Raw genomic sequence first — 19049 nt, 5'->3', positions numbered from 1 at the left:
AGCGTGACCGAGAAGCGCTTCAACCCCGACGTCCCCGAGATCCACCGGCCGTATGTCGCGGCCGCCGAGCGCTATCAGCGCTTCACCTACCGTCAGGTCGGGGCGAGCGGCCTCTACCTTCCGCCGATCTCACTCGGCCTGTGGTGGAACTTCGGCGACAACATCCCCCTCGACGATCAGCGTGCGCTGCTGCGCCACGCGTTCGACAGCGGCATCACGCACTTCGACCTGGCGAACAACTACGGCCCTCCCTACGGCTCGGCCGAGAAGAACTTCGGCCGCATCCTGACTGAGGACCTCGCGCCGTACCGCGACGAGCTGATCATCTCGTCGAAGGCGGGGTGGGACATGTGGCCGGGACCTTACGGCGACCTCGGCAGCCGCAAGTACATCCTCGCCAGCGCCGAGCGGTCGCTCGCGAGCATGCGCGTCGACTACGTCGACATCTTCTACTCGCACCGTGTCGATCCCGTGACGCCGGTCGAGGAGACCATCGGGGCGCTCGACACGCTGGTGCGACAGGGCAAGGCGCTCTACGTCGGCATCTCGTCGTACAGCGCCGAGCGCACCGAGGCGGCTCTCGCCGTGGCGCACGATCTGGGCACCCCGCTGGTGATCCACCAGCCGTCGTACTCGATCCTCAACCGGTGGGTCGAGGACGGCCTGACCGACACCCTGCGGGCAGCGGGCATGGGCGCGATCGCCTTCACGCCGCTGGCGCAGGGGCTGCTCACCGGCAAGTACCTCGGCGACGGCACCGCGGATCGCGCGCAGAAGCGCCGGTCGCTGCCCGACCGCCCCGTCTCCGACGAGGGCCTGGCCGTGCTGCGCGGGCTGAACGACATCGCCGCCGACCGCGGGCAGACGCTCGCGCAGATGGCGCTGCAGTGGACTCTGCGCGATCCTGTCGTCGTCTCGGCGCTGATCGGCGCCTCGCGGCCCGAGCAGATCGACGAGAACATCGCGGCGGTCGACGGGCCGGCGTTCACCGACGAAGAGCTCACGGCGATCGATGCGATCGCGCACGGCATCGACGTCGATCTCTGGTCCGTGTCATCGGAGCTGTGATGGCGCCCCGACCGGATGCCGTGCACGTCAGGGCCCCCGGGAAGATCAACGTCTACCTGGGCGTCGGTCCACGGCACGACGACGGGTATCACTCCCTGGCCACCGTCTTCCAGGCCGTGTCGCTGTACGAGGACGTCTACGCGTCCCCCTCCGACGGGTTCACGCTGGACGTCGAGGGAGAGGTCGACGTCTCGGGCGTCCCGCTCGACGACCGTAATCTGGCGATGCGGGCCGCCAAGCTGCTCGCGCAGGCCGCGGGGGTGGACACCGGGGTGCACCTGCGCATTCGCAAGGGCGTGCCCGTCGCAGGCGGCATGGGGGGCGGCTCCGCGGATGCGGCCGCCGCGCTCGTCGCATGCGACGCCCTGTGGGGCACCGAGCTGGGCCCGCACCGCCTGCACGCCCTCGCGGCTCGTCTCGGCGCCGACGTGCCGTTCGCGCTGCACGGCGGCACGGCCATAGGTGCGGGGCGGGGCGACGAGCTCACTCCTGCGCTCGCGCGCGGACGGTTCGACTGGGTGCTCGTGCTGAGCGACGAGGGGCTCTCCACCCCGGAGGTGTACGGCCGCCTCGATGAGCTGCGCGCCCAGCAGGGGGCGGTCGCCGATGACCCGCCGATGTCGCTGGACGTGCCGCTTCCCGTGCTGCACGCACTGCGCTCCGGTGATGCCCGCGATCTCGCGCCTGCGCTGCTGAACGACCTCGAGGCCGCCGCGGTGATCGATCGCCCCGATCTCGGCGCCACGCTCATCGACGGGATCCGCTTCGGGGCGCTCGGCGGACTCGTCTCCGGCTCGGGGCCGACGACCGCGCTGCTGTGCGAAGACCCGGAGCATGCCCGGTCGGTGCAGGAGCAGCTGGTCGGCACCGGCAGGCACGCCCTGCACGTGCACGGGCCGGTGCCCGGCGCCCGGATCGTGGGGTGAGACACACAGAGGGATCCGACCGGGCGGTCGGATCCCTCTGAGCTGGGTGACGCTGGATCAGCGAGCGGTGCCCGCGCGACGCTTGTTGTAGATGTCGAAGGCGACGGCCAGCAGCAGCACGAGACCCTTGACGATCTGCTGAGCGGCCTGCGGCACACCCATCAGCTGCATTCCGTTCGACATGACGGCCATGACCAGGCCACCCACGAGCGCGCCGCCCACACGGCCGACGCCGCCCATGGTCGACGCGCCGCCGATGAAGCAGGCCGCGATGACGTCGAGCTCGAACATGTTCCCCATGCCCGGCTGTGCGCCGTTGGAGCGCGACGAGAACACCGCGGCGGCGATACCGGTGAGGAAGCCCATGTTCACGAAGATCCAGAAGTTCACGCTCTTGACGTTCACTCCCGACAGTCGGGCGGCAGAGAGGTTGCCGCCGACGGCGTAGACGTGACGACCGAACACCGTGCGGTTGGTGACGACCTGGTACACGAGGATCAGCACCGCGACGATGATGAGCACGATCGGGAATCCGCGGTTGTACGCGAGCGCCCAGGCGAAGGCGAGCAGCACCGCCGAGACGACGACGAGCTTCAGCACGAACAGGAACGTGGACTCGACCGGCTGGTTGTACCCCTGCCGTGCACGACGCGTGCGCAGCGAGCTGACGACGAGCCCGACCACGGCGATCACGCCGATGACGAGGGTGAAGATGTCGACGGTCTGCGGCAGCGCCTTCAGGCCCTGGCCCTGGCCGACGGTGATCGATCCGAAGAGACTGTCGAGGAAGCCGCTGGCGACGTTGCGGTAGTCCTGCGGGAACGGCGACAGCGAGACGTTGTTCAGCACCAGCCAGGTGAGACCTCGGAACAGCAGCATGCCCGCCAGGGTGACGATGAACGCGGGGATGCCGACGATCGCCACCCAGAACCCTTGCCAGACGCCCACGATGAGGCCGACGACGATGGCGGCGATGATGCCGACCCACCAGGGCATGCCGTTCTTGATGACCAGGACGGCGGAGACCGCGGATGCGAAGGCGAGCACGGAGCCGACCGACAGATCGATGTGGCCGCCGACGATCACGAGGATCATGCCGAGGGCCATGATCAGGATGTGCGCGTTCTGCAGGACGATGTTCGTCACGTTCTCGGGCGAGAGCAGCTTGCCGCCGGTGGTGATCGTGAAGATCGCGATGATCGCGATGAAGGCGATGTAGATGCCGGACGTGCGCAGATTCTGGGTCAGCAGGTCCTTCACCTCGGTGAAGACGTTGTTCACGCTGCTGCCTCCTTCGTGGAGTTCGGTTCGATGGTCATGAGAGACATGAGCTTCTCCTGGGTCGCCTCAGCGACAGGCAGCTCACCGGTGATGCGCCCGTAGGCGAGGGTGTACACGCGGTCCGAGAGGCCGAGCAGCTCGGGAAGCTCGCTCGAGACGACGATCACCGCCTTGCCGGCGGCGGCGAGCGCGTTGATGATCTCGTAGATCTCGTACTTCGCGCCCACGTCGATCCCGCGGGTGGGTTCGTCGAGGATCAGCACGTCCGGGTCGGTGTACAGCCACTTGGCGAGCACGACCTTCTGCTGATTGCCTCCGGACAGGTTGCCGACGATCTGGGCCACCGTCGGAGACTTGATGTTCAGGTCGCGGCGGTACTGCTCGGCGACCTTCGTCTCCTCGTTGCCGTCGACGAAGACGCCGCCGGTGACGAGCTTGCCCAGGGCAGAGGACGAGATGTTCGTCTTGATGTCGGTGATCAGGTTGAGGCCGTACTGCTTGCGGTCCTCCGACACGTAGGCGAGTCCGTTGTCGATCGCCTCGCGCACCGTGCGGGTGGAGATCTCCTTGCCTCGCAGGAACACCGTGCCCTTTGCGTCCCGGCCGTAGCTGCGACCGAAGACGCTCATCATGAACTCGGTGCGGCCTGCGCCCATGAGTCCGGCTATGCCGACGATCTCGCCGGCGCGCACCGAGAGGGATGCATCGTCGACGATGACGCGACCGGCCTGCGTGGGATGCATGACCGACCAGTTCTCGACGCGGAAGATCTCCTCGTGGATGTCGGGGGTGCGCTCCGGGAAGCGGCTGTCGAGCGACCGCCCGACCATGCCGCGGATGATGCGGTCCTGGGTGGCATCCGGTCCGTGCATGTCGATCGTCTCGATCGTCTCGCCGTCGCGGATGATGGTCGTCGAGTCCGCGATGTCGACGATCTCGCCCAGCTTGTGGCTGATGATGATGCTGGTGATCCCCTGTTCGCGCAGGTCGCGCAGCAGGCTCAGCAGGTGCTCGGAGTCGGTGTCGTTCAGCGCGGCCGTCGGCTCGTCGAGAATGAGCAGTCTGACGTCCTTGGTCAGCGCCTTGGCGATCTCGATGAGCTGCTGCTTGCCCACTCCCAGCTGTCCGACGATCGTCGTCGGATTCTCGTTCAGCCCGACGCGGGACAGCAGGGCGGCGGCGCGGGCGTTGACCTCGTGCCAGTCGATCAGGCCGCCGCGACCGAGGATCTCGTTGCCGAGGAAGATGTTCTCGGCCACCGAGAGATAGGGCACGAGGGCCAGCTCCTGGTGGATGATGACGATGCCGGCGCGCTCGGAGTCCTTGATGGCGCCGAATTCCTGCGTGGTCCCGTCGAAGATGATGTCGCCCTCGTACGTGCCGTGCGGGTACACACCCGACAGCACCTTCATGAGGGTGGACTTGCCGGCGCCGTTCTCGCCGCAGATGGCGTGGATGCGGCCCCGCTCGACGCTGAGGTTCACGTTCTTGAGAACCTTGACGCCCGGGAAGTTCTTGGTGATGTTGCGCATCTCGAGGATGACGTCTGACATCGGTGCTCCTGTCTGTCGAATCGCGGACCCACGGGATCCGCCGAGCCGCTCGTGGCGCGGCGGATCCCGTGGTGCTCGTGCGAGCGATCGATCAGTCGGCGACGCCGGCTGCGACCTCGGACTCGGTCCAGTAGCCCGAATCGATGAGCAGCGACTTGATGTTGTCGGAGACGACGATGTCGGATTCGAGCAGGAACGAAGGGACGACCTTCTCGCCGTTGTCGTAGGTCTCGGTGTCGTTCGCTTCGGGCTTGTCGCCGTCGGCGAAGGACTCCGCGGCCTTCACGGCCTGAGCGGCCAGCTTGCGGGTGTCCTTGAAGATCGTGGCGTACTGCACGCCGTCGGCGATCATCTTCACCGAGGCGATCTCGGCGTCCTGGCCGGAGACGACGGGCAGGCCCTCCTCGATGGTCGAGCCGTAGCCCGCGTTCTCGAGGGCGGTGATGATGCCGCGCGACAGTCCGTCGTAGGGGGAGAGCACGCCATCCAGCTGCTTCGAGCCGCCGTCGTAGTTGCTGGTCAGCAGGTCCTCCATGCGCTTCTGGGCCACGGCCGGGTCCCAGCGCAGCGTCGAGACGGTGTCGAAGTCCTTCTGGCCGGAGCCGATGGTCAGGCGGCCGTCCTCGAGGTACGGCTTCAGGGTGTCCATCGCCCCGTTGAAGAAGAACCCGGCGTTGTTGTCGTCGGGGGACCCGGCGAACACCTCGATGATCTTCTTGTCGGCGAGGTCGGTCTCCTTGCCGTCGGCGTCGAGGTAGCCGAGTCCCTGCAGGAGGCTCTGCGCCTGCTGCACGCCGACGTTGTAGTTGTCGAACGTGACGTAGAAGTCGACGTTCTTCGTGCCGTTGATCAGTCGGTCGTACGCGATCACCGGGATGCCCTTGCTGGCGGCGTTGTCGAGCTGGGTGGCCAGCGCCGTGCCGTCGATCGACGCGACGATGAGGATGTCGGCGCCGTTCGTGATCATCTGGTCGAGCTGCTGCTGCTGGCGGGGGATGTCGTCGTTGGCGAACTGGAGGTCGACCTCGTAGCCGAGTTCCTCGAGCTGGGACTTGACGGCGTCGCCGTCAGCGATCCAGCGCTCGGAGGTCTCGGTCGGCATGGCGACGCCGACGAGGATGTCGTCTCCGGCGCCGCCCTCGGAGCCGGAGCCCGATTCGGTGCTGCTCGAGCATGCGGCCAGGCCCAGGGCCAGGGCGAAGGCGCCGGTGGCCGCGAAGGCGCGCAGGACGGTCTTTCTCATTGCTATCTCTCTTCCTCGAAAGGTGGCTTGCTGCGGCGGACTCCAGTGTCGTCTCGGTGAGGCGCTGATGCGCGTCCGCTCTGGGAGCATTGCATATTGAGGTGCCTGCGGACAAATAAAACTGTTGCGCCTGCGGACAAATTAACCGATTCGATATCATTCCGGAAGCCCAGCAACGCAAGGTGATCTCGATGGCTGAACCGCTTCTGCGGATGACTGACGTGACGAAGCGGTTCCGCGATGTCGTCGCGCTCTCCGGCGTGTCCATCGACATCCACCGCGGTGAGGTGCATGCCATCTGCGGCGAGAACGGTGCGGGCAAGTCCACGCTGATGGAGATTCTCAGCGGCATCCATCCGCACGGCAGCTTCGAGGGGACGATCGCGCTCGACGGTCGTCAGGTCGCGTTCCGCTCGCTCTCGGACAGCGAGGCCGAGGGGATCGTGATCGTGCACCAGGAGCTGGCGGTCGTGCCGCAGCTGACGGTCGCCGAGAACATCTTCCTCGGCAACGAGATCACCCGCCGCGGGCTGCTCGACCAGGACGCCGCGAATCGGCGCGCCGCTGCGCTGATGGCGCGCGTGGGCCTGGATGAGAGCCCCATGGCGCGCGCCGGGGATCTGGGCATCGGCAAGCAGCAGCTCGTCGAGATAGCGAAGGCGCTCGCCAAGGACGTGCGCCTGCTGATCCTCGACGAGCCCACCGCGGCTCTCGGCCGTGACGACTCCGACCGGCTGCTGGCGCTCGTGCAGCAGCTTCGCACCCAGGGGATCACCTGCGTGCTGATCTCGCATCGGCTCGGCGAGGTGATGCGCGTCGCCGATCGGATCACCGTGATCCGCGACGGCGCGACCATCGAGACGATGCGCACCGACGATCCCGAGACGGACGAGCGGCGGATCATCCGCGCGATGGTGGGTCGGCCGCTGGACGACCTGTTCCCGCCTCGGGAACCCGACATCGGCGAAGAGCTTCTGCGGCTCGAGAACTGGACGGTTCGACATCCGACCGATCCCACCCGTCTCGTCATCGACGACGTGGGGCTGACCGTGCGGTCCGGAGAGATCGTCGGCATCGCCGGGCTCATGGGAGCGGGTCGCACGGAGCTGGCCATGAGCGTGTTCGGCGGGTCGTACGGCTCGGTCATAACCGGAGCGGCATACAAGCGCGGCGAGCGGATCGAGCTGCGCTCGGTGGGCGAGGCGATCCGCAACGGAATCGTCTACGCGCCCGAGGATCGTCGCCGCGACGGACTGAATCTGCTCGCCAGCGTGCAGTCGAACGTGTCGGCGGCAGCGCTGGGCAGACTCTCCGAGCACGGTCTCGTCGACGACGTGCGCGAGCGCAAGGTCGCCGAGGCGTACCGGTACAAGCTCAACATCAAGACACCGAGCGTCGCCTCGCGGACAGGGGTGCTCTCCGGCGGGAACCAGCAGAAGATCGTGCTGTCGAAGTGGATCTTCACCAACCCGGACGTCCTCATCCTCGACGAGCCGACCAGGGGGATCGATGTCGGAGCGAAGTACGAGATCTACGGGTTCATCAACGAGCTGGCGGCGCAGGGGAAGGCCATCATCGTCATCTCGTCCGAGCTGCCCGAGGTGATCGGGCTCTCCGACCGCATCTACACCCTCGCGCACGGGCGGATCACCGCCGAGATCCCGCGGCGTGACGCCACTCAGGAGCTGCTCATGTCTCACATGACGGTCGAGCGCGCATGAGCTCCGATCACCCCGCGGCCGGCCGCGGAGCGCCGCCGCCCGTCGCGATCACGCGCACGACGAACGAGGATGTGCGTGCCCAGAACCTCTCGGCCGTGCTGCGGCTCGTGCACGCGTCGGGCGCCCAGTCGCGATCCGAGATCGGCGCAGTCACGGGTCTGAACCGCTCGACGGTGACCGCTCTCGTGCAGGAGCTGCTCGACCTGCGCCTGGTGCGTGAGGAATCGGTCAAGCCCACCGGCCGCGTGGGGCGGCCCTCTCTGGGCGTGGCGGCGGACGATGACGTCGTGGCGCTGAGCATCGTGGCCGATCCGCGCGCAGTCTCCGTGGCGCTGGTCGGGTTGGGATCGGCTGTGCACTCCCGTGTGCGACACGATCTGGCGTCACCGCCGAGTCCGCGCCGGTTCGCGCAGGTCGTGTCATCTCTGGTCGACGGGATGCGAGCCGACATCGATCGTCATTACCGGCTCGTCGGCGCGGGCGTCGCGGTGCCGGGGCTGGTCGACTCGCGCGGCACCGTGCTGCTGTCGCCGCCCCTGGGCTGGCGGCGCGAGCAGCTCGCGCACCGCCTCGCCGACGTGCTGCGCATGCCGGTGGCGGTGGGCAACGACGCCAGCGTCGGCGCCATGGCCGAAACGCGCTTCGGCGTGGCCCGCGGTGTGTGCAACGTGCTGTATCTCAGCGGTTCGATGACCGGCATCGGCGGTGGTCTCGTCTTCGACGGGTCGCTGCTGCGCGGCACCTCCGGATTCGCCGGCGAGTTCGGCCACACCGTGGTCAACCCCTCCGGCGCCCTGTGCAGCTGCGGGCGCCGCGGGTGCCTGCAGATGGAGGTGAACCCCGCGACCGTTCTCGCCCTTCTCGGTCGTCGTGGACTCGACGAGGACGAGCTCGACATCGAGCTGGGTGTCGCGCGCGACCCGGTCGTGCTCGCCGAGGTGGCCAGGCAGGTCGACGTGCTGTCGGTCGCGCTGACGAACTTCGTCAACGCGTTCGCCCCCGAGATGGTCGTGCTCTCGGGGTACCTGGGCGTGCTGCTGGCGACCAGCCGCGAGCGGCTCTCCGCAGCGGTCCGGCTGCACCCCGTGGGGTCGGAGGGGCGCACCGTGCGACTGGAGCGTGCCCGCATGCGCTCGCACCTCATGCAGATCGCGCCGGCCGAGCTCGCGTTCGAGGCTGTGCTGAACGATCCGTCGGCCGCGATGTCGCAGCGCTGACCGCGGAACGCTGCGCGCATCGACGCGTGTGAGGATGGGGTGATGGCTGCACAGAAGAACTGGCGTGTGCGTCTGGTCGAGGCGATCCGCGTCGACGCCGCATCGCGACCGGAGACACAGGCGATCCTCTCGGTCGACGAGATGTATGCCCGACGCGTGATCGAGCTCGCGATGCGCATCGCCGAAGCCCTCATCGCCGTCGGTGCAGCGGCGAACGAGGTCGTGCTCTCGGCGACGCGCGTGGCTGCTGCGCTGGGCATCCGCCCGGTGCACGTCGACATCACGTTCAACTCCATCGCCGTGTCGTATCAGGGCGGCGAGTCCGATGCTCCGTTCACCGCGATCCGCGTCGTGCGGGCACCCGTTCCCGATCACGCGAAGCTGCAGCAGCTGCAGGCGCTCGTGGTCGACATCGAGGCGGGGCTCGCGCTGCCCGAGGCCAGGGTGCGCTTCCATGCCATCCGGCGCATGCCCTTCCGGTACCGGCCGACGGTGATCGTGCTCGCTCAGGCGCTGCTGGCCGTCGGCGTCTGCCTGCTCTACGGCGCCTCGTGGATCACGACGTTCATCGCGTTCCTCGCCGCGTGCGGCGCGGCGCTGACACAGCGCTTGATGGCGCGGATGCACGTGCCGTTCTTCTTCTCGCAGGCCGCGGGTGCGCTCGTGGTCACCGCGTTCGCCGCCGTCGCGAACGCGCTGCGCAGTCAGGGCGTGGCGCCCTTCGACCAGGCCGGCATCGCCGCGATCGTCGCCGCCGGGATCGTCCTGATGCTCGCCGGGATGTCTGTGGTGGGAGCCGCGCAGGACGCGATCGACGGCTTCGCACTCACCGCGGGCGGGCGCATCCTCGACCTCGCCCTGCTCACCCTCGGCGTCGTCGTCGGCATCGTGGGCGGAGTCGCCCTCGCGCAGCGTCTCGGGATCGGCTTCACGCTCTCGACCGAGCCGCCGACCCTCGGCCCCGGCCCGATGCAGGTCGCCGGCGTCGTGCTCATTGCGGTCACCGTGGCGGTGTGGAACGGGGCGACCTCGCGCACGATCCTCGTGTCGGCCGTGCTGGGTGCGATCGCGTGGGGCGGATTCAGCGCGGGCGCCGCAGGCGGCTTCGGCGTGCCGATCGCCAGTGCAGCGGGCGCGCTGATCGCGAGCTTCGTCGGCACGCTCATCGCGCACCGACTCCACGTCCCATCGATCGCCGTGACCACTGCGGCGATCGTGCCGATGGTGCCCGGATCGGTGGTGTACCGCGGTCTGCTGGGAATCGTCGAGGCCCAGGACGATCCGATATCGCTCATCCTCGGATTCGCCGACCTGCTGCAGGCTGGCGCGGTCGGACTCGCGCTGGCATCCGGGGCCTCCCTCGGCCTGGTGCTCGGCGCGCCGGTTCGCGACACGCTGCAGAGCGTCGTGCGCCGCCGTGGGCGCATCCGCTGATCGGCACGTCGCGGCGCCGATATGCTGGGCCGCAAGCAGTGCGGGGCGCGAGGAGGAACCAGTGAGCGAGGCAACCGAGCCCGTCGACGCCGTGGATTCCTTCGATTGCATCGCCGCCGATCTCCTCGCCCTCAAAGAGACGCACACGATCTCGTACGCCGAGCTCGGACGGCGCATCGGCGAGCAGCGCATCGGCCGCGGCGTCCCCGCCGCGGCTGCCTACCCGCCGCGCAGCACGGTCTACGACGCTTTCCGGGCCGGCCGCACTCGGATCGACCCCGTACTGCTGCGAGACATCGTGAACGCGCTCGGAGTCGAGGGCGACGCGGCGCAGAGCTGGGTGGAACGCGCGCAGCGGCTGCGGCGCACCGCAGAGCCGTCCGCTCGGCAGCGAGTCGCAGCGCCCCCGTCGTCGGTCGACGTGCCGGCGCCCTCGCCCGTCGTCATGCCGGCGCCAGCCGGGGCGGGCCGCTTCCCCCTCGCGCAGGCTCCGCGCTGGTGGAGCCCCTACCTCCTCGTGCTCGGCTGCATCGCCCTGAACCTCGCCGGGCTGGTGGTCGTGCAGGCGCTGCACCTGCCGATCTATCTCGACATGACCGGCACGGCCGCAGCCTCGATCATCCTCGGTCCGTGGCACGGTGCTTTCGTCGCCACGGCCGGCAACCTCCTCGGCTTCACCGTCGGCGCCCCCGGTGCGGCACCGTACGCGCTGGTGAACATCGCCGGCGCCCTCGTCTGGGGATTCGGCGTGCGGCGCTGGGGGATGGGCGACGACATCGGTCGCTTCTTCGTGCTGAACCTCCTCGCCGCTCTCGCGTGCTCCATCGTCGGCTCGTTCCTCAACGTGATCCTCTTCGGCGGCCTCAGCGGGCACGGCTCGGATTCCGTGACGACATCCATCGTGACGCTGGGGCTGCCGCTGATCGCCGCAGCGCTCTCGGCCAACATCCTCACCTCCGTCATCGACAAGGTGCTGACCGGCTTCATCGCCCTCACGCTCTTCGTCTGGCTGCACCGCGCCGCGCGCTTCCCGGCATCTCACATGCCCCTCGTCGAGCGACTGAGTGCGCCCGCGGGGCAGGCGCCGGCGTCTGCGCCGGTCTAGTCGGCGATGCGCCCGATGGTGGGCGCAGGCGCAGCAGGCAGCGCATAGCCTTGAGGTGATGGCACATCTACTGGGGGCCGAGGCCCTGCACCTGGAGTACCCGACCAAGATCGTCTTCGATTCGGTCACGATCGGGGTCGACGAGGGCGACCGCATCGGCATCGTCGGTCGCAACGGCGACGGCAAGTCGAGTCTGCTCGGAATGCTCGCCGGCCGCCGTGAACCGGATGCCGGGCGCGTGACCGTGCGAGGCGGAACGACCATCGGCGTGCTCGATCAGGCCGACACCCTCGACGACGACCTCACGGTCGGCCGCGCCGTGGTGGGCGACACCCCCGAGCACGAGTGGGCGGGGGATGCGAGGGTGCGCGACGTCATCGCCGGTCTCGTCGCCGACCTCGACTGGGACGCATCGGTCGCCTCGCTCAGCGGCGGGCAGCGTCGACGCGTGTCGTTGGCGAGGCTGCTGGTCGGCGACTGGGACATCATCGCGCTCGACGAGCCGACCAACCACCTCGACGTCGAGGCGATCACCTGGCTCGCCGCCCACCTCAAGGGCCGCTGGCAGAAGAATGCAGGCGCGCTCCTGGTCGTCACGCACGACCGCTGGTTCCTCGATGAGATCTGCACGGCGACCTGGGAGGTGCACGACCGCATCGTCGAGCCTTTCGAGGGCGGCTACGCCGCGTACATCCTGCAGCGCGTCGAGCGCGACCGGATGGCCGCCGCGTCCGAGGCGAAGCGGCAGAACCTCGCCCGCAAGGAACTCGCCTGGCTGCGCCGCGGAGCCCCCGCGCGCACCAGCAAGCCGAAGTTCCGCATCGACGCCGCGAACGCGCTGATCGCCGACGTGCCTCCGATCCGCGACACCGTCTCGCTGCAGTCCCTGGCCGTGTCGCGCCTGGGCAAGGACGTGGTCGACCTGCTCGACGCGGGGGTGACCTACGGCGAGAAGACCGTGCTGCACGATGTCGAATGGCGCATCGCGCCCGGCGAGCGCACGGGCATCCTCGGGGTGAACGGCGCGGGCAAGTCGACCCTGCTCGGGCTGGTCTCGGGCGACGTCGAACCCACCAGCGGGCGGGTCAAGCGCGGCAAGACCGTGCAGGTGCGCACCCTCACGCAGCGCACCTCCGAGCTCGAGCAGCACTGGAACGATCCGGTGCGCACGGTCATCGACGGTCTGCGCACCTCGTACACGTTCGGCGCCGGCTCGAAGGCCGCGGAGCTCACCCCCGGGCAGCTGCTCGAGCGGCTCGGCTTCACCTCGGCGCAGCTATCGACCCCGGTGAAGGATCTCTCCGGCGGTCAGCAGCGTCGGCTGCAGCTGCTGCTCGTGCTTCTCGACCAGCCGAACGTGCTCATCCTCGACGAGCCGACCAACGACATGGACACCGACATGCTCGCCGCCATCGAGGACCTCCTCGACTCATGGCCGGGCACCCTGCTCGTGGTCAGCCACGACCGGTACTTCCTCGAGCGGGTCACCGACCAGCAGTACGCCGTGCTGCGCGGGCGGCTGCGGCACCTGCCCGGCGGCATCGACGAGTACCTGCGGCTGCGCGATCTCGAGTCTCGCGAGCAGGCGGGAGTCGCCTCGGGGGCAGCCGCCGCTCCGGCTGCGTCGTCCAAGGCCTCGGCTCTGGATGGAGCCGCGCGGCGAGCGGCCGAGAAGGAGCTCGCCGCGCTCGAGCGGCGCATGCAGAAGCTGGGCGATCAGATCGACCGAGCCAAGCACGCTCTCGCCGATCACGACCAGTCCGATTACACCGGCCTGGGGGAGCGGATGCAGCAGATCCAGGCGCAGCAGGATGAGGTCGACGAGCTCGAGCTGCGCTGGTTCGAGCTCACCGAAGAGCTCGGCTGAGCGGGCGCCCCCTTGCGCGCGGTCAGCGCCCGAGCGCGTAGACGATCAGCAGCATCGTGACGACGAAGCCGCACGCGTAGTTGATCCACAGGAAGTGCCGCCAGCCGCGATTCGCCCTGCCCGACTCCGCGTCCGAGACCGAGCGGAAAGGCGCTGCCGCCCACAGGTAGGGCAACGCGAGTACAGCGGCCAGGGCACCGGGGAAGCCGGTGAAAAGCATGAGCAGCCCCGCCGCCGCCCAGCACGCCAGGGCAAGCCGCACCGTTCGAGCGGCGCCCAGGGCGGTCGCGATCGACGAGATGCCGCCTTCGCGGTCGGGCACGACATCCTGCACCGCGCCGAACGCGTGGCTGGCGACGCCCCAGAGGAAGAAGGCGCTCAGCAGCGCGACGAGTCCGGGGGTCACCGTGCCGCCCGCGAGCGCGAAGCCGTACACGGCGGGGCTCACGAAGTGGATGCTCGAGGTGACCGAATCGAGCCCCGGCACCTCTTTGAAGCGGAACGGCGGGGCCGAGTAGGCGACGACCGCGAACAGGCTGATCGCCATGATCAGCCACGACAGCGGCGAGCCGAGCACGACCAGCGCGACGACGAAGGGCGCGCTCAGCGCGATCGACGTCACGAGCACCGTGCGATGCCGCTGCGGCGACAGCAGCGCTCCTTCGACGCCGCCCTTGCGAGGATTCGCGAGATCGGACGCGTAGTCGAACACGTCGTTGATGCCGTACATCGCCAGGTTGTACGGCACGAGAAAGAACAGCGTGCCGATCACCCAGCGCGCGTCGACGCCGCCCGCGACGAGCAGATAGGCGGCTGCGAACGGGTAGGCCGTGTTGATCCAGCTGAGTGGTCGGGACGCCGTCACGAGGTCCCGGATCATCGCCGACCCCTTTCACCGCGTGCGTCGCGACGCAGTCGCGACCACAGGGCGGGCAGCAGGATCACCGCGACGAGCGGGTAGGTGAAGTCCTCGATCGGGGCCGCCCCGATCCGGATGCCGGAGATGTGCGCGTCGGCGTAGTCGATGAGTCCGACCGAGATCATCAGGGTGTCGAACACCGCGGTGAGCACGAGCAGGCACGCCGCGGCGATAGCCAGGGACGCGAAGGACGGCATCCGGTCGCGCCGCCGCGCGAACAGCGCGATCACGACGGCGGCGGCGACGAAGCCGGCGCACAACAGCAGGTAGGTCATCGAGCTCCGCCCTTCCGACGTTCGAGGAGTCGCTGCGATCCGCAGACGAGCACCATGGTGAGCTCGCACAGGAACAGCAGGAACACCGGCTCCTCGATCGGCAGCTCCGGTGCCAGCAGGATGCCGACGGCCAGCGCGTTGTCGCCTTCGAAGAAGACCCCCAGCGCGATTCCGGCGAGATCCCAGAGCAGGAAGAACGTCACACCGACGACCAGCACGATGACGGCGCGCACCGGGTCGTGTCCGAGGAACAGGCGGTGTCGCACATCCAGCAGCACCATTCCGCCGAGCGAGACGAGCAGCGCGATCAGGTAGGCCCCGGTCACAGCGCCGCCACGGAGGACGGCGCCGTCGGCGGCTCTGCAAGGGGACCGGGCGATACATCGCCGCGGAGGCGCTTGACGACCAGCTCCGCGCTGATCAGGCACATCGGCAGCCCGATGCCCGGGATGGTCGTCGCGCCGGCGTACAGCAGTCCGTCGACCTTCGACGACGTGTTCGCGCCGCGCAGGAACGCACTCTGCCGCAGGGTGTGCGCGGGGCCCAGCGCGCCGCCGCGCCAGGCGCCGAAATCGCGTTCGAAGTCTGCGGGGCCGATGGTCCGGCGCACGACGATGCGCTCACGCAGGTCGGGGACACCGCACCAGGCCGCGATCTGATCGATCGCGGCGTCTGCTGCGCGCTCCACCCGCTCGTCGCCTGCGCCGTCGACGCCGCCGGCGCCGATGGCCGTGTCGGCGGGCACCGGGATGAGCACGAACAGGTTCTCGTGACCCTCGGGGGCGACGTCGTCGGTCGCGCTGGGACGGCAGACGTAGATGGATGCCGGATCGGGGATGCGCTTGCCCGCGCCGCGGCGCCCTCTGCCGTAGATGGCGTCGAACCCCTCCTCCCACTGCTTCGTGAACAGCAGCGTGTGGTGCGCGAGCTGCGGCAGCTCGCCGCGCACGCCGAGCAGGGCGAGCACGGCACCGGGCCCGGGGTCGCGCTTGTCCCACCATCCGTCCGACCTCGTGCGGTGCTCGTCATCGAGCAGCTGCTGCTCGGTGACGTGCAGATCGGCGGTCGACACGACGACGTCGGCGGGCAGATGCTCGCGTGTGCCGTCGGCGAGCTCGACTTCGACGCCGGTGGCGGCGCCGCCCTCGACCGTGATGCGCGTGGCGCGGCATCCGGTGCGGATGTCGACGCCCTCCGCGCGCGCGACGCGCGCGATGGCCGCGATGACGGCGGTGAACCCGCCGCGCGGGTACAGCACGCCCTGGCCGATGTCGAGGTGGCTCATCAGGTGGTACATGCCGGGTGCCTTCGCAGGCGAGGTGCCGAGGAACACCGCCGGATACCCGAGGATCTGCTGCACCCGCGGTTCGCGGCTGTGCCGGCGGATGCGCCGGTCGAGCGGCTCGGCGAGCAGGCGGGTGAGAGTCGGCAGTCCCCGCAGCGTGCGCGGGGTCAGCAGCGGCCGCAGCGACTGGTATGTGCTGTACAGGAAGGTCGAGGTGGCGAGATCGTAGGTCTCGGCGGCGGATGCGAGGTAGCGGTCCAGAGCCTCCCCGGCGTCCGGATCGAGGGCCACCAGGGCATCCCTCGCCCCCTCGGCCGGCAGGTCGAACGGCTCCTCATCGTCTTCGAAGTAGACCCGGTAGGCGGGATCGAGTCGCACGAGGTCGAGCTGCTCGGCCGACGAGGTGCCCAGCAGCCGGAAGAAGTGATCGAACACCTCGGGCATCAGGTACCACGACGGGCCGGTGTCGAAGCGGAACCCGCCCGACTCCCAGTTGCCGGCACGGCCGCCGAGCTCGTCTCGCGCCTCGACGAGGGTCACGGACGCGCCCTCCCTGGCGAGCAGAGCAGCGGTGGCGAGGCCCGAGATGCCTCCGCCGATGACGACGGCGCGCCTCATACTGTTGTCCTTCCTGCTGCGGCGTTGGCCAGGATGCCGAGCTTGCGACTCAGCGGCACCGACACGCGGGTGGTGCGCAGCTGGGCCGCCGGAGTCGCGCGCAGCTGCTCGTTGAGTCGACCGAAGAGTGCCGCGGCCGCGGTCGTCGCCCGACGCGATCCGCGCGGCAGGCGTGCGATGGCCCCGCGCGCGACGGCGAGATCCTCGGCGATCTCATCGACGACAGCCTCCTTCTCTCGGTCAGTGAAGGTCTGCGGGTCGAGGCCAGGGATGTACGAGCGGCCCAGCCGCCCTGCGTCGTCGGCCAGGTCGCGCAAGAAGTTCACCTTCTGGAAGGCGGCGCCGAGGCGACGGGCGCCCTCCTCGAGCTGGTCGTCGAGCGCGAACCCCGGCTGCTCGAGCGCGAACACCCGCAGGCACATCGAGCCGACGACCTCGGCGGAGCCGTGGATGTAGCGGCGGTACTGCTCGCGATCGAAGTGCGGGTGCGCGGTGGCATCCATCCGCATCGATTCGAAGAACGGCTGCACGAGCTCGGCGCCGATGCCCGTGCGGCGCGCCGTGGCGGCGAAGGCGTGCACCACGAGGTTCGCGCTGAAACCGCAGCCGATCGCGCGGAGGGTGTCCTGCTCGAGCGCATCGAGGATGGCGAGCACCTCGGGTCGATCCAACCCCGCCTCCGCGGCCGGCCCGTCGACGATCTCGTCGGCGACGCGCACCAGCGCGTACACGTCGGCGATCCCGCCGCGCACGTCGTGTGGCAGCAGCCGACTCGCGTAGCCGAACGACGTCGAGTAACCGCTGATCACATGCGCGGAGGCGGCGTGGGCCGTCCGCGTGTAGAGGTCGAGTGCGCGCTCCGCCCTCACGACTGCCGCTCCGCGCAGCGCTCGGCGATCTGCGCGAGCTCTGCGCGCAGCCCGGTGGGCAGGGGAGCGATGGCGATCGCATGCAGTACGTCGTGAAGCACGCCGTCGATGACCCGCTGCATCCGCTCGACCGCGCCGGAGGACACCAGCGCGGCGCGCAGCCGATCGGCATCGGACGTCTCGAGTGGCGCCTGCCCGAAGAGGGGCCGCACCGCGTCCCACTCCGGGGTGCCCTCTGCGAAGGCGACGAGCAGCGTGCGCTTCCCCTCGCGCAGGTCGCCGATGACGCTCTTGCCCGTGCTGCTCTCCGCCCCGAAGACGCCAAGGGCGTCGTCGCGCAGCTGGTACAGCAGGCCCAGACGCGATCCGATCCACTCCAGCGCCTCGACGACCTGGTCGGTGGCGCCGGCGAGCAGCGCGCCCACCCGCAGCGGCGCAGCGAACGAGTACGCGGCGGTCTTCTGCTCGATCATCCGCAGGATGTCCTCCTGCTCGGCGTGCATCACCCCTTTCGCGTAGCCCACGTCGGCGTGCTCACCCGCCGCAGTCAGGATCAGGGCGTCGTCGATCACACGGTGCAGCGTGGCTGCGGCCGGATGCGCCACATCGGCGACGAGCACGTGCGCCCCGCTGATCAGCAGGTCGCCGGCGAGGAGCGCCGACGCCTCTCCCCACGCGGTCGCGGTGTGCGGGGCGTGGCCGTCGTCGAGGGCGGCGGCCGCGAAGCGGCCGGCGAGGTTGGGATTCCCGCGACGCACCAGATCCCGGTCGAGCACGTCGTCGTGCATGAGAAGAGCGGTGTGCAGCACTTCGAAGGCCGCCGCGGCGCACAGCGCCGAGTCGTCCTCGACGCCGCCCAGGCTCTCGTGAGCGAGCAGCAGCAGACGCGGCCGCAGGCGCTTGCCGCCCTGAGTGGCGTCTGCCGCGCGGCGCCACAGGTCGCCGTAGCGCCCGCCCATCGCGTCGGCTCGTTCGATGCGGTCGGCGAAGAACCGGTCGATGATCTCGTCCAGCCGCGGGTCCACCGCGGTTTCCAGCCTCATGCGACGCTCCGCCATGCGGTGGCGTGGATGGCGCCCGCGGTCGCAGAGAGCTGCTGGGCCTGCAGCACGAGCCAGGGGCTGAACGCCCACGGCGCGGCGGTGAGTGCGGCGGCGAGGTCTTCGGGGCTGACCCAGCGGGCATCCATCGCCTCGGCCGGGTTCAGCTGCGGCTCGCCCACCGCGCGAGCGGTGTAGACGGGGCAGATCTCGTTCTCCACGATCCCGGAGGCATCCACCGCGCGGTAGCGGAAGTCCGGCAGCTCGAGCTCGAGATCCGCGATCTCGAGACCGAGTTCCTCCCGAGCCCGGCGTCGCACCGCGTCCGGAATCGCCTCGAACGGGCCGGGGTGACCGCAGAACGCATTGGTCCACGTGCCCGGCCAGGCGCGCTTGGTCAGCGCCCGTCTGGTCAGCAGCAGCCGGCCTTCGCCGTCCCGCACGTGACAGGAGAACGCGAGGTGCAGGGGGGTCTCCTGATGGTGCACCTCGTCTTTGCGGGCGACACCGCGGGGGTTGCCTTCGTCGTCGAGAAGGATCACGCGCTCGGGGGAGTGGGTCACTTCGGCCTCCTGTGTATTCCCTCGACAGGCTAGCTTTCAACTGTTGAGATATCCACATCTGACGT

17 protein-coding genes are annotated in these 19049 nt (G+C 69.3%); 7 read left to right on the top strand and 10 right to left on the bottom strand.

What is annotated here, in order from left to right; translation table 11 throughout:
* The first annotated feature begins 3 nt into the window (after nucleotides 1–3).
* Together V2S05_RS06210 and V2S05_RS06205 are read left to right on the top strand one after the other, a co-directional pair.
* Entirely contained in the window at nucleotides 4–1068 is a 1065-nt protein-coding gene (locus V2S05_RS06210) for an aldo/keto reductase (protein WP_271637143.1), read from the top strand.
* Nucleotides 1068–1994, top strand: a complete 927-nt coding sequence (locus V2S05_RS06205) for a 4-(cytidine 5'-diphospho)-2-C-methyl-D-erythritol kinase (protein WP_271637144.1) — start codon at nucleotides 1068–1070, stop codon at nucleotides 1992–1994. Before V2S05_RS06210 ends, V2S05_RS06205 begins: the two co-directional genes overlap by 1 nt.
* A 57-nt stretch (nucleotides 1995–2051) precedes the next feature.
* Here the strand turns inward: V2S05_RS06205 and mmsB are convergent, their stop codons facing one another.
* The 3 genes from mmsB to chvE form a co-directional block, all read right to left on the bottom strand.
* On the bottom strand, nucleotides 2052–3275 hold the full coding sequence (gene mmsB, locus V2S05_RS06200) for a multiple monosaccharide ABC transporter permease (protein WP_271637145.1): 1224 nt from the start codon (nucleotides 3273–3275) through the stop codon (nucleotides 2052–2054).
* On the bottom strand, nucleotides 3272–4828 hold the full coding sequence (mmsA, locus tag V2S05_RS06195) for a multiple monosaccharide ABC transporter ATP-binding protein (RefSeq protein ID WP_413634427.1): 1557 nt from the start codon (nucleotides 4826–4828) through the stop codon (nucleotides 3272–3274). Before mmsA ends, mmsB begins: the two co-directional genes overlap by 4 nt.
* Before the next feature lie 91 nt (nucleotides 4829–4919).
* Nucleotides 4920–6071: a multiple monosaccharide ABC transporter substrate-binding protein gene (gene chvE, locus V2S05_RS06190; RefSeq protein WP_413634426.1), complete on the bottom strand. Its 1152-nt coding sequence runs from the start codon at nucleotides 6069–6071 to the stop codon at nucleotides 4920–4922.
* A gap of 191 nt (nucleotides 6072–6262) precedes the next feature.
* On the opposite strand from chvE, the gene V2S05_RS06185 reads away from it, so the two are divergent.
* The 5 genes from V2S05_RS06185 (at nucleotide 6263) to V2S05_RS06165 (ending at nucleotide 13415) form a co-directional block, all read left to right on the top strand.
* Nucleotides 6263–7792 (top strand): ATP-binding cassette domain-containing protein, encoded by a 1530-nt coding sequence (locus V2S05_RS06185; RefSeq protein ID WP_413634425.1) that lies wholly within the window; start codon nucleotides 6263–6265, stop codon nucleotides 7790–7792.
* On the top strand, nucleotides 7789–9009 hold the full coding sequence (locus V2S05_RS06180) for an ROK family transcriptional regulator (protein WP_271637149.1): 1221 nt from the start codon (nucleotides 7789–7791) through the stop codon (nucleotides 9007–9009). Before V2S05_RS06185 ends, V2S05_RS06180 begins: the two co-directional genes overlap by 4 nt.
* A 42-nt stretch (nucleotides 9010–9051) precedes the next feature.
* Complete coding sequence (locus V2S05_RS06175; protein WP_413634424.1) at nucleotides 9052–10443, top strand: threonine/serine ThrE exporter family protein; 1392 nt, start codon at nucleotides 9052–9054, stop codon at nucleotides 10441–10443.
* 61 nt (nucleotides 10444–10504) lie between these two features.
* On the top strand, nucleotides 10505–11548 hold the full coding sequence (locus tag V2S05_RS06170; protein WP_413634423.1) for a hypothetical protein: 1044 nt from the start codon (nucleotides 10505–10507) through the stop codon (nucleotides 11546–11548).
* A 58-nt stretch (nucleotides 11549–11606) separates the two neighbouring features.
* Nucleotides 11607–13415, top strand: a complete 1809-nt coding sequence (locus V2S05_RS06165) for an ABC-F family ATP-binding cassette domain-containing protein (RefSeq protein ID WP_413634422.1) — start codon at nucleotides 11607–11609, stop codon at nucleotides 13413–13415.
* A 22-nt stretch (nucleotides 13416–13437) separates the two neighbouring features.
* On the opposite strand, the gene V2S05_RS06160 is transcribed toward V2S05_RS06165, so the two are convergent.
* From V2S05_RS06160 to idi, 7 genes are read right to left on the bottom strand one after another with little or no spacing between them, the layout of a single operon-like run.
* The gene (locus V2S05_RS06160) at nucleotides 13438–14295 is read right to left on the bottom strand and encodes a prenyltransferase (RefSeq protein ID WP_413634421.1); all 858 of its coding nucleotides are present in this window, start codon (nucleotides 14293–14295) and stop codon (nucleotides 13438–13440) included.
* Complete coding sequence (locus V2S05_RS06155) at nucleotides 14292–14609, bottom strand: lycopene cyclase domain-containing protein (protein WP_413634420.1); 318 nt, start codon at nucleotides 14607–14609, stop codon at nucleotides 14292–14294. The genes V2S05_RS06160 and V2S05_RS06155 overlap by 4 nt, the downstream gene beginning before the upstream one ends.
* On the bottom strand, nucleotides 14606–14935 hold the full coding sequence (locus tag V2S05_RS06150; protein ID WP_413634419.1) for a lycopene cyclase domain-containing protein: 330 nt from the start codon (nucleotides 14933–14935) through the stop codon (nucleotides 14606–14608). The genes V2S05_RS06155 and V2S05_RS06150 overlap by 4 nt, the downstream gene beginning before the upstream one ends.
* Nucleotides 14932–16512, bottom strand: coding sequence for a phytoene desaturase family protein (gene crtI, locus V2S05_RS06145; protein ID WP_413634418.1), 1581 nt, complete (start codon nucleotides 16510–16512; stop codon nucleotides 14932–14934). Before crtI ends, V2S05_RS06150 begins: the two co-directional genes overlap by 4 nt.
* Nucleotides 16509–17381, bottom strand: coding sequence for a phytoene/squalene synthase family protein (locus tag V2S05_RS06140; RefSeq protein WP_413634417.1), 873 nt, complete (start codon nucleotides 17379–17381; stop codon nucleotides 16509–16511). Before V2S05_RS06140 ends, crtI begins: the two co-directional genes overlap by 4 nt.
* Nucleotides 17378–18424 (bottom strand): polyprenyl synthetase family protein, encoded by a 1047-nt coding sequence (locus tag V2S05_RS06135; protein WP_413634416.1) that lies wholly within the window; start codon nucleotides 18422–18424, stop codon nucleotides 17378–17380. Before V2S05_RS06135 ends, V2S05_RS06140 begins: the two co-directional genes overlap by 4 nt.
* Nucleotides 18421–18984, bottom strand: a complete 564-nt coding sequence (gene idi, locus V2S05_RS06130; RefSeq protein ID WP_413634415.1) for an isopentenyl-diphosphate Delta-isomerase — start codon at nucleotides 18982–18984, stop codon at nucleotides 18421–18423. Before idi ends, V2S05_RS06135 begins: the two co-directional genes overlap by 4 nt.
* Nucleotides 18985–19049: the final 65 nt, after the last annotated feature.

Source organism: Microbacterium sp. OR16, assembly GCF_047306725.1.
GTDB lineage: Bacteria > Actinomycetota > Actinomycetes > Actinomycetales > Microbacteriaceae > Microbacterium.
The sequence above is the reverse complement of the archived record's forward strand: the minus strand, read 5'-3'. Positions and strand labels throughout refer to the sequence as shown.